The sequence below is a fragment of the Microbispora sp. H11081 genome (assembly GCF_012999535.1).
In the GTDB taxonomy this organism is placed as follows: domain Bacteria; phylum Actinomycetota; class Actinomycetes; order Streptosporangiales; family Streptosporangiaceae; genus Microbispora.
The window spans coordinates 1-10751 of the sequence record NZ_JABBWV010000028.1; the positions used below are offsets into that span (position 1 = coordinate 1).

Annotated in this window: 9 protein-coding genes, 1 tRNA gene and 1 pseudogene; 7 read left to right on the plus strand and 4 right to left on the minus strand. The window is 61.6% G+C overall.

Going from position 1 to position 10751, the window contains the following annotated elements; all coding sequences use genetic code 11:
* Together HHX31_RS33100 and HHX31_RS36125 are read left to right on the plus strand one after the other, a co-directional pair.
* Nucleotides 1–276 (plus strand): GntR family transcriptional regulator (locus tag HHX31_RS33100; RefSeq protein WP_169953692.1); only part of this gene is annotated, 276 nt, incomplete at its 5' end.
* 71 nt (nt 277–347) lie between these two features.
* Nucleotides 348–1144: pseudogene (locus tag HHX31_RS36125) on the plus strand (IS5 family transposase).
* 37 nt (nt 1145–1181) lie between these two features.
* Here the strand turns inward: HHX31_RS36125 and HHX31_RS33110 are convergent.
* From HHX31_RS33110 to HHX31_RS33125, 4 genes are all read right to left on the minus strand, one after another.
* Nucleotides 1182–1670: a protein-export chaperone SecB gene (locus HHX31_RS33110; RefSeq protein WP_169953694.1), complete on the minus strand. Its 489-nt coding sequence runs from the start codon at nt 1668–1670 to the stop codon at nt 1182–1184.
* Nucleotides 1664–2041: a helix-turn-helix transcriptional regulator gene (locus HHX31_RS33115; RefSeq protein ID WP_169953696.1), complete on the minus strand. Its 378-nt coding sequence runs from the start codon at nt 2039–2041 to the stop codon at nt 1664–1666. The genes HHX31_RS33110 and HHX31_RS33115 overlap by 7 nt, the downstream gene beginning before the upstream one ends.
* A complete protein-coding gene (locus HHX31_RS33120) occupies nt 2038–2427 on the minus strand; it encodes a hypothetical protein (protein ID WP_169953698.1) in 390 nt (129 codons plus the stop codon). The genes HHX31_RS33115 and HHX31_RS33120 overlap by 4 nt, the downstream gene beginning before the upstream one ends.
* Before the next feature lie 561 nt (nt 2428–2988).
* Nucleotides 2989–3159 carry a hypothetical protein gene (locus HHX31_RS33125; protein WP_169953700.1) on the minus strand — a complete coding sequence of 57 codons (171 nt, stop codon included), beginning with the start codon at nt 3157–3159 and terminating at the stop codon, nt 2989–2991.
* Between the two features lie 370 nt (nt 3160–3529).
* On the opposite strand from HHX31_RS33125, the gene HHX31_RS33130 reads away from it, so the two are divergent.
* The 5 genes from HHX31_RS33130 to HHX31_RS33150 all read left to right on the plus strand — a co-directional run bounded on the left by HHX31_RS33130 (nt 3530) and on the right by HHX31_RS33150 (nt 10750).
* The gene (locus HHX31_RS33130; protein ID WP_169953702.1) at nt 3530–5617 is read left to right on the plus strand and encodes a site-specific DNA-methyltransferase; all 2088 of its coding nucleotides are present in this window, start codon (nt 3530–3532) and stop codon (nt 5615–5617) included.
* Between the two features lie 13 nt (nt 5618–5630).
* Nucleotides 5631–8180: a DEAD/DEAH box helicase family protein gene (locus tag HHX31_RS33135; protein ID WP_169953704.1), complete on the plus strand. Its 2550-nt coding sequence runs from the start codon at nt 5631–5633 to the stop codon at nt 8178–8180.
* A gap of 332 nt (nt 8181–8512) precedes the next feature.
* Nucleotides 8513–9082 (plus strand): hypothetical protein, encoded by a 570-nt coding sequence (locus HHX31_RS33140; RefSeq protein WP_169953705.1) that lies wholly within the window; start codon nt 8513–8515, stop codon nt 9080–9082.
* Between the two features lie 868 nt (nt 9083–9950).
* Nucleotides 9951–10601 carry an HAD family hydrolase gene (locus tag HHX31_RS33145; RefSeq protein ID WP_169953707.1) on the plus strand — a complete coding sequence of 217 codons (651 nt, stop codon included), beginning with the start codon at nt 9951–9953 and terminating at the stop codon, nt 10599–10601.
* An 86-nt stretch (nt 10602–10687) separates the two neighbouring features.
* Nucleotides 10688–10750, plus strand: a tRNA-Phe gene (locus tag HHX31_RS33150).
* The last annotated feature ends 1 nt before the right edge of the window (nt 10751 follow it).

The window sequence follows — 10751 nt, forward strand, 5'->3', positions numbered from 1 at the left end:
GACTCGGTACGCCGTGCCATTGCCGTACTGAGGGGAGAGGGACTGATAGTGACCGAGTTGCGAGGCTCGCGCGTCCGCGAGCAAGGAGAGGCCGTCACCGTCTCCATCACACCCGGTGCCCAGGTGACCGCCCGCATGCCCACCGAGCCTGAACGCCGGCAACTCGGCGTCGCCGAGGGCGTCCCCATCCTGGTCATCACCGAGCCAGATGGTGACACCCGCAAATTCCCCGCCGATAGGACCGTGATCGAAGTAGGCAAGGCGCAGGTGGGCTAACCGGGCAAGCTTATTTGCCAAAGCGAGAAGGGTGATTGCCGCAGCCACCCGAAAGGTAGTAGCGGGAGAAGCTGCAGGTTCTTCTCCCCTTCGGGCGGATGGGCCGTCCTCGGGAGGACGGCCGCCGGGCGCTGAACGGATCGTGTGCAAGATCCGCTCCGGAGCAACGCGGCGGGACATCCCCGCCCGGTACGGGTCCTGGCAGAAAATCTATACGCGCTTCCGCCGCTGGGCTCTGGACGGCACCTTCACTCGCATGCTGCAGGCATCGGCCGACGCTCGCGGCGCCATCGATTGGCTGGTCGCGGCGGACTCCACCATCGTGCGAGCCCACCAGCACGCGGCCGAGGCGAATAAGGGGGACCAGGCGCCGGTGATCCGTCCGATCAGGCCCTCGGACAATCCGGAGGCGGACTGACCAGCAAGATTCACCTCGTCTGCGACGGACGCGGCCGCCCCCTGGCGTGCGTGCTGACCGGCGGGAACGTCAACGACTGCACCCGCCTGCAGCAGGTGCTGCAGGAAATCCGTGGTCCCCGCCTCGGCCGCGGCCGGCACCCGTACCCGCCCTGACCACGTGGTGGCCGACAAGGGCTACAGCTCCCGCGCCATCCGCACCTACCTGCGGCGACGCGGCATCAGCCACACCATTCCCGAGCGGGCCGAACAGGTGACCAACCGCGCCAAGCGGGGCAGCAAGGGTGGCCGCTCGCCCGTCTTCGACGCTCAGGTCTACAAGCGCCGCAACATCGTCGAACGCTGCTTCAATCAGCTCAAACAGGTCCGTGCCCTGGCCATGCGCTACGACAAGACCGCCACCTCATACACGGCCGTGATCACCATCGCAGCACTCCTGCCTTGGCTCTAACCGATCACTATGAAGACATGGCCTGGTAGCCTCGTCGCTAGACGGTGATCTTGGCATTCTTCGCCATCTCGGCCAAGTCTCTCGTAGTCAGTAGAGGCAGGTTGAAAGGTGGGTATCCCATCTGAGCTGTTATGTCGTGAATGAAGGCGCGAGCATAGGGGTGAATTGTAAGGGTTGTTGACATAATGCCAAAAGCCTCTAGATCTTGCGTCGCGAGGGCGACATCAGTATAAGCCTCATACTCTACTGAATAGTGGCATTTCACTTCCCAGCAGCGCTCGCCCGCTTGATCCCCTCCGCATTCGCGTTCCTCGGCCCGTACGTTGTACTCGACATCAGCTATGACCCGCGTGCCGTCGCTGCGAGCTGTGACATTTATCGTCATTCCGGTTTGTAGCTGAGCTGCGGTCGGAGGTTCGCGGCTCCAGCTGCTTGTCTCTGTGAGCCTCAAGCCGGTGAGCTTGACGTGGTCTTCGACCCGAGAGGCTGCAGCGATCAGATCCGAAACCTGCATCTCTACTAGCACGCTTCTCTCACTAGTTGGATGCGAGCACCCGTAGATGTGTAGCGAACATTCGGCTGGTAGGTCTGGTCTTCCTGCATCTGCAGAGACATTGCTCTAGCTGGCCCCGGCTGTGCGTCTCGCTCGCACTTGCCGAGCAAGACCTTGAAACCGAGGGCATCCATCATGCTGGCGAAGGTGCGCAACGTGAGATTCCGGGCGCCAGCGAGTCGTTGTGTGATCTCTGACGGCCGAACATCGAGGCGTCTTGCGAGTTCCTGCCGAGTGATGCCTCGCTCCTCTATTGCCTGGGCCACAAGCTCCGTGGCTGCGAGTAGTAGCTCCTCTTCCGCGAACAGTCGGCGGGTCTCCGGTGTGTCGTTGAACCAGCTCATCCCTCACTCCCTTCCGCGTAGATAGCGCGTGCTCGCTTAACTTCCCTCTTCACCCCACGCGTCTCGCCAGCTTTCGTCCCGCCATGGGTCGCATACCAGGTGCTCCCCTCGTGGATGCAGTACAGCCGGAGGGCACGAGGGCTGTGAACCTTCCACTCGTAGACGTGTGGATCTTTGTCGTCTAGCATCCGGAACCGATCTTTGGAGAGCAGAACGCCGTGGTCCAGCTGACGCGAGAAGAGCGCCTTGAAGGCCTGCTGCGCCCGTGCATCGATGCTGTTGAGGAAGTCAAGGGCAGGTAGGGATCCATCCGCGAGCCTCACCGCCATCACCTTCCCGTGTGCACCGGAGTACAACTCGAGGGGCCCGGTGCCAGTTTCAGTCATAGCTTAAGTTCACCACAAGAGGGTTCGCTAAGGGGGGATGGATAAGTGACTGGATGGGGACTGTCCATGTGCCCACAGTCATGATCGGAGGTAGCGACGCAACCACCCTCTGGGGTTAGTTTTACATACCTGGCCCCTGACTGGGCGTCCCCAAGCCCTCGTTCTCTAGGGCTGGAAGGCCAACGTCCGGGTCCACTGCTTCTAGGTCTCCCACTGCCAGGTGCTCAAGGGTGACCTGGTCACAGCTTGGGTCACCGAGGTGCTGCGGTGCTTCAGTGAACTACCAAAGACTGAGTCCCATGCCGCCACACAGCTCGGCAGCGTCCAGCCCCCGCTGCACTCGTCCCTGGCGGATACCGCTGCTCGACACGGAGATATCCACCACGGCCTATCCCGGCCTCCTGCCGCGCGACGCCCGCGAACGATGCACGCCAGACTGACCGACAACGGCACCTGTCGCCCATGTCTTGGGACTGGAGTGTCAAGCATCTCGCCGGGACAGGACAAGCGACTGGTGCAACGCCGAATGAGGATTTTCTCTACGTCGTTAAAGCGGCCCGCCTACGGCGGCCCGCGTCGCGCGCCGGTCGGCCAGCCGGCCGGGCTGCGGCTCTTCGGCCGGTCCCGGCCGGCGCCGTCCGCGCGCTCCTCACCCACTGAGACCAGGCGTCCCCAGACGAACGAAAACATCATGGCCAGCAGCTCGACCAGGACGACGCGACGCGCCGTCACGGGCCAAGGTCCTTTGTTGCCTCCGGCGGGGATCTCCCGCCCCGAGGTGATCATTTCGCGGAAGCCGAGGTTCGTAGATGGCTGGGAAGCCCTGATCACCTCGCCCGCCATCGACCCAGGCAAGCCCAGCAGGCCGGCTCCTACGGCTCAAGCCCGGCCGTGACCGATGGCATCCAATGACCGAGGAATCACGACCAGGTTGACGTACACGCGAGGCCGGCCTTGCCCCTCCGTCCCCGGCCCGCTGCCGCTCCGCGGTGGGTCGACGGCGTACGAGGTGATCAGGGACCGGGGTGTGCTGGACCGGCATCTAGAGGTACGGGGATCCGACAAAATAGGAGGGCATCTTCGAACCGCAAGGGAAGGCCGCATGACCCCGAACCCGGCACCCCGGCACCAAGGTCGTCTCGAACTCACCTGGACCGACAAGGACAAAACTCTCCTTTCGACCGGGGATGGAAGATACGACTACACGTTTGTCGACCCATCGGACTACCGTGTGTCCGAGGTTCGGCTTCTCCACGAGGTAGGTCGTGTCGAGGCGCGGACCCCTGAGGAACGCCCAGAGAGATTGCCTCGGCCTACCGATGACAACCTTTTGATCAGTGGCGACGCGATGCATGTGCTAGACGCTCTGGCCAAAATCCCGGCGTATGCTGAAAAGTATCTCGGTAAGGTAAAGCTGGTCTACATCGATCCGCCCTTCAACACCGGGCAGGCGTTCACTCATTACGAAGACAATATTGCCCACTCCATCTGGCTCACCCTCCTTCGGGATCGGATACGCCAGATCAGGCCGTTGCTAGCCGAGGATGGATCCATTTGGGTGCACCTCGACCATATGGAGTCGCACAGGTGCCGCGTCGTTCTAGATGAGGAACTGGGCGAAACCAACTTCGTCGCTGAGATTGCCTGGCAGAAGGCCGACTCTCCACGGAACGACACGAAGCTGCTGTCGACATCTCAGGACGTGATCCTGGTCTACAGGAAGAGCGAGGCCTGGATCCCAAATCGAATGCCCCGGCTGGCCGCCTCGAACACGAGCCGATATCAGTCACGAGACGGAGATCCCGTGCCATGGCGGGACGGCGACGCGACGGCCAGTGGGGCGTTCACACACCAAGGAATGGTGTACGCCATCCAACACCCGATCACCGGCGGTCTGATGTATCCGACGCCTGGTCGGTGCTGGGGAAAGGCCCAGTCATGGATGTTGGAGCAGATGTCGGAGTATGCCCCCTACGAGCTGCGGAACATCAGCGATGAGGCCGAGCGCGCGCGAATCTGCGGAACCACACCGGTCCAGGTTCAGGCAGACGTTCCTGCCATCATGCTGTCAGTTCCTCTGGAAGAGGCGGCAGTCTCGGCGAAAGCCCGCTACGAGGCTGGGCGGTGGCCCGACCTCGTAATGCTCGATCTGTATAAGGAGCGCATCCAGCGTAAGAAGCACCTAGAGGACAACGGTCGTGTACCGGAGACGCTCTGGCTAAGCAAGGAGGTCGGTGGGAACCTGCGCGGAAAGAACGAGATTAGGGATCTGTTCCCCGACGAGCATCCTTTCGCGACGCCGAAGCCGGAAGCTCTGCTGGCGCGCATCATCCATATAGCGTCGAACCCCGGCGATATTGTCCTTGATTGCTTCGCCGGTTCCGGCACTACCGCAGCGGTTGCTCACAAGATGAGTCGGCGCTGGGTTACTAGCGAGCTCCAGGCCGACACGGTGGCCCGATATGCGCTGCCGAGGCTGGCCAAGGTCGTCAACGGTCAGGACCCAGGAGGTGTTACCTCTACCACGGAGCGGATCCCCGCGATAGATGCCGACGGGGATGGTGAAGGAAGCCTCCCAGCAGGGATGACGCCGGAGGAGGCACAGGAGTTCAACCGGTTGCTTGCAAAGGTCGTCAAGGTTGTCGGGCCGGATATCGACGACACCACGGTCAAGGCGTTAAAGGCAGCTACCAAGACGAAGAATGTCACCACCATCAACTGGCACGGTGGGGGTGGGTTCACGCATCTCCAGGTTGGCGAGTCCATGTTCGTAGAGATGGAGGGGATGGTCCTCCTAGCAGACTGGGCCATGCAGGGCGCGCTAGCGGAGGCGATGTGTGCCCAGCTGTCGGTTCCGTACAAGCCGGAAGGCATCTTCGCAGCCAAGCAAGGGCGTGTTCGCTACGTCGTGATTGACGGCATGGTCGGCGAGGGAACGGTGGCGGCGATCCTCGATCGTCTGGCCGAGGGCGAGGCCGTGGAGGTCTGGGCGACCCAGATCGAAGATGGGGCAGCGGAGACCCTTAAAGCAGCGCGTAGAGGGTCACGGCTCGAGCTGATCCCGGATAAAGTTCTTGATAATTACCGTCGCAAATCGGCTCGCAAGTCGCCATTCGGTGCCGGTCGCCTCATCCCGGCCCCGGTGATAGAGGTCGCCGACGATGGGGAAGCCGCAGCCTCCGTGGGTTAGAAGGGAACGCCTGATGGGCGAGTTGCAGTTTCAGCCCGACCTGTTAGACGAGGTTGCCCACCGGCTGGACCTTCGCGCGCCGAACCGGAAGGCTATCGAGTCGGTAGTGCTGCGCACCTCCGAGCACTACGACGTACAGGGCAAGACCGAGCCATTCGAGTGCATCGTCGACGTGGCCACGGGTGTTGGCAAGACGTACGTGATGGCGGGGCTTATGGAGTACCTGGCCGGCGCCGAAGCGCCCGCACGGAACTATCTCCTACTTACCCCGGGGCGGACCATCCGCGACAAGTCGATCCGCAACTTCACGCCGGGTAACCCTAAATCTCTGCGACCCTTGCTCCGGTCCAACCCGGTTGTCATCACCGCCGACGATTTCAACACCCAGGCTGCCCGGACTGCGATGGACGACCCGGCACAGACGAAGCTGTACATCTTCACTGTCCAGGCACTCACCTCCTCTACCGGCGAGGGGCGTGCGACTCATGAGCCCCAGGAGAACCTGGGCATGTCGTTCTTCGACTACCTTGCCGGCCTCGATGATCTCGTTATCCTCGCAGATGAGCATCACTGCTACCGAGGGCCTGCGTTCTCCCGCACAATCCGCGATCTGAAGCCCGAGCTCGTGGTCGGCATGACCGCTACCCCCGTGAAGGCCGACGAGTCCATTGTCGCCTACCGGTATCCGCTCGCCGCAGCCATCGCCGACAAGCTGGTCAAGACCCCGGTCATGGTCGGCCGTCGCGATGACCGCTCTGACGTGGAGACGAAGCTTCTCGATGGTGTCAACCTGCTGCGCTACAAGGCGCAAGCGGCAGACGCCTACTGCGACGAAAGCGATCGCCCACGGGTGAATCCCGTCATGCTCGTCATCGCCCGGAGCATCGAGGAGGCGGAAGAGTTTCAAGCGGTCCTGGACTCCACCACCTTCGACGGCGGCGCATGGAAGGGGAAGACCCTGCTGGTCCACTCGAAGCTGACCGGTGCGGACAAGGAGCAGGCACTCGCAGACCTGGAAGCAGTGGAAGCCCCAGATTCCCCCGTCCGCATCATCATTAGCGTTGGGATGCTCAAGGAAGGCTGGGACGTCAAAAACGTCTACGTCATCGCGTCCATGCGCGCGTCGGTTTCAGAGGTTATGACCGAACAGACGCTCGGTCGCGGGATGCGTCTGCCCTTCGGCAAGTACACGAACATCGAGATCCTGGACACGCTCGAGGTGCTCGCGCACGAGAAATACAGCGATCTGCTGGCGAAGCGCAAGGTTCTCAATCAGGCGTTTATTGACTACGGAACCTACGCCGAAATTCGGAAGCTGGCAGACGGCAGAAGCGTGGTCCGCCAACAGATCACAGAAGCCGACGTCGACCTCATCTCACTGCCAGGTCGTGAGGAGGACACAAGGGATGATCTCGTTGGTACACGGATCCAGTCCAACAGCGAGCTTTCCGGGAGCTTCCTGTCGAATGAAGGGACGCTACCCGCTTCCCCCGACGGTCCCGCCAGGGTCGTGGATGTGGAGACACGAACTCAGCAGGCCGAAGATGCGGCGAAGAAGACCTCCCAGATGCACTACTACGATCCACTTCCTGACCGGGAACCGATCCACATCCCCGACCTGGTCTCCGTTCCGCTGCCGGCGGTGGTCAGCCTCAGCGACATCGATGATCTCGCTCCATTTGCACGGCTCGGCCGTACGCTCACTACGGACTTCTCTGATGAGCTGAGGCGCACGAAGATCGTCGCTGAGCATGATGGCCGTAACGTTGTCGTGACGACAGAAGCGACGACGGACAGGCTGGCCGCCGCGCTTCCATTGGACATCCCGCTGGAGGCTTCGCGTACCGCTCTGGTCAAGAGAGTGATGTCCGTCAAGGGTGTGCAGAACCGGCCGTTGGAGTTGGGAGCGGCGCAACTGATCGTCAAGAAGGTCATCGACGCGATGGGGGACCAGGCCCAAGAAACCCTTTCGGCTTTCGGCGACCGCTGCGGACAGCGGCTCGCCACCGAAGTTACGAGGAGGCTCCGCGACGTCAGCCGGGCTCAGGTCAGCTACGAAGACGAGGTAAAGCTCGTAGCCCTCAGTAAGACTCGTGAGGCCCGTAAGGCGCAGACCGCGGGGCATGCCGATGGCTCCTTCGACAAGGCGCTAGCCTTCAATGGCTGGAGTAAGAACCTCTACAGCCACGCGTGGTTTGACTCTGCGCCAGAGTTCAAGGTGGCCAACGCCATCGATGCCGGGAGGGATGTCGTTGTGTGGGCCCGACTCCTCATCAACGACGTTCCCATCACCTGGACCTCGGAGGGGCAGCGCTATAACCCCGACTTTGTCGTCATCGAACAGAAGGACGGCGAAAGGTACGGCTGGCTGGTAGAGGTCAAGGCGGACAAGGACATGACCTCAGCAGAGGTTGTGGCGAAGCGGCGTGCTGCACGCAAGTGGGCACGAACGGCTAACTCCGCGCAGGAGGTCGATGCTACCTGGAGCTACCTTCTGGTCGGTGAACAGGAGATCGAGGACGCCCTAGGTTCCTGGGAGCACTTGAAAGGCTTCGGTCAGTAACGTGCTGCCCTCAGGGTGGAGATACGCCGAAACGGTAGGCGCGGTCACGCAGGCTGCGTCGTCCGTGATATACGAGGTTTGGCAGGCGGGATTGCGCCGGTGAGCCGGAATCAGTCGACGCAGATCTCCAATGGTGAAGCAGCCTGTTGCGCGGCCTCCAGTGCTCGGGCCTTGGTGGCCCTGCGCTCCGGGCCGCTTGCCACCGGATGGCTGTCGTTGCCCGCTGTACCCAGTACGGGATATCTCGAAATGACGGCCGCAACGAGCAGGGAATTGCGTGATGATGGGCTTGACCAATGTGATCGAATCCAACATGGAGGGAGCATCGCTCTGTGGATCCGGAAGAGTTGGAGTCTCGGCTCAGAACGATGCTAGCCGAGGCAGGCCTAGTGTGGGTACTCCAACAGGTTGATGATGCAATCTCTGCCGGTCGCGCCGAAGTGGTGACCGTCAAGTCTCGACGAGGTAGCACACGACGAAATACCGGACACACGGGCCCAATCTTCGACATCTCCGATGAAGAAACCCAGGTGCGCCCTTACGTCGAGCGTGAGCCGTACCAGGTGGAGAAGTATACTGGCCCCGACATATCGAAGGCTCAGATCTCCACCAGCCCACTATCGGCGTCAGATCGAGTCCGTGTATTGCTGGAGGCAATCCAAAGGCTCCTCGTTGAGCTTCCCCGAGTGCACCGGCAACAGGTAAAGCTGCTTCACGCGCCCGAAATAAATGCGCCCTCGGTCGAGGGTATCGAGTTCCGTCGCGACGAAGGAGCGCCCGCCGCGGCAGGCGACCTCACAGTACTAAGTGACCAACTCATCGCCGGCTTCGCTGGCGAAGAGCTGGACGAATCGGTGCTTCGTGTACTTGAACTGCTCGGCGAAGAGGTGGGCCATGGCTGACGTCAATGATTTACTCCGGGAGCTCAATGGATACCTGTCTGGAGTAACAACGTCATACAGGTCCTCCTCGGCTGCATACGACGTTTACGAAGGGTACATATTCGCGCTCATAGTTGCAGAAGCGCTGGATTGCCGCGGCACGGTGCGTTACGAGACTGTGCAGGGGCAGCGCACGACGCGACTGGTCTTTCGTACGAGCCCAGGCCAAATTTACTCCACTACGCATCCATATACGCACGCGGTGATTACGTTTGGTCAGGTAGCGCCTCCCCTGGAGGTACACGTAGGTGTTCAAGTTCAGGGCAACTCAGGCGTACTTCACGAGTGTGATGTCCTTGTCCTCGAGAAGAATGAAGCCGACCTTTGCCGAAACGTACGCGTCGCGCCACGGTCAAGAAGTAGCGCACTGGCGATAGAGTGTAAGTTCTATACTACGAGCTCCCTGAACCTGGGGCTTGCACGCGGATTTCAAGGTCTTGTCTCCGATCTAGCGTCAAACGCTAGGCCCACCTTCGTAGCGAACGTTTCAACCCCATCCATAAGGCGGTACTTTGGTCATAAGAACAGGCATTGGGAAGACGAAGCTGTTCCAGGTAGTAGGTCAATTCCGAGCCTACGCTCGAAGATCCGTGATGCCTTCAAGTTTTATCTCAGCAAGCAAGACCCGAGCTTTCCGATCAATCGATAGCTACAGGATTCGAGCTACAGGAGCCGGGATCCCGCAACCGTCATCACGTCGCTGACGATTCTGCGAATGTGGGGCTACCGGTCCGCGGCCTGGCAGTCGTACGGGTCCGATCCGCTTGCGACCGGATCATCTGACAGACCATGTGCCGGCCTGCTGCATGGGACTGGCTAGGTTGTCCTCGTGCAGCGACTCGCGCTCTTCGATTTGGACAACACCCTCATAGATCTGGATCGGGCGTTCCGGGTGTGGATCGAGGAGTTTGCCAGGGAGCACCGATTGGAGGACGGGGCGGTTGACTGGCTAGTCAGTCTTGACCGAGACGGCTACCCGCACCGAGAGGTTTTCTTCAGCAAGGTCCGCGAGCGCTTCGCTCTGCCTGACTCCGTCGAGGAGTTGTGGGGTCGCTACCGACGGCGGATGCCGTACCTCGTGCGCTGTCGTCCCGAGGTGCTGGACGGCCTGGCTCGGCTACGCGCGTCTGGCTGGCGAGTCGCGATTGTTACCAACGGGACGGCGGACAACCAGCTCGGGAAGATCCAGCAGACAGGGTTGGCCGAGGCCGTCGACGCCTATGCGTTGTCGGGGCTGGAGGGCATCCGTAAACCCGACGTTGGTCTGTTCGAGATCGCGGCCAAGCGTTGTGGTGCGGCTCTCGCCGAGGGCGGATGGGTGATCGGTGACAACGTGACCGCTGACATAGCCGGCGGACGGGCCGCGGGCCTCCGGACGATCTGGATCGACCGCGGCACCTGGCCCGGAGTCGACCACCAGGCCGACCATGCGGTGACCGGCGTACTGCAAGCCATCGAGATTCTTGAGCGCCACGGCTGATGTGACGACAACGCTGACGACAACGTCGGCCACCACCAGCGCACGTCGGCATCCAGGCAGCACCGCTGACCTCGGCGCGGACCGGGGGAGCAGGGTGATTGCTCCGCCTGAAAAGCGGAAGGTCGGCAGTTCGACCCTGCCCCTGACCAC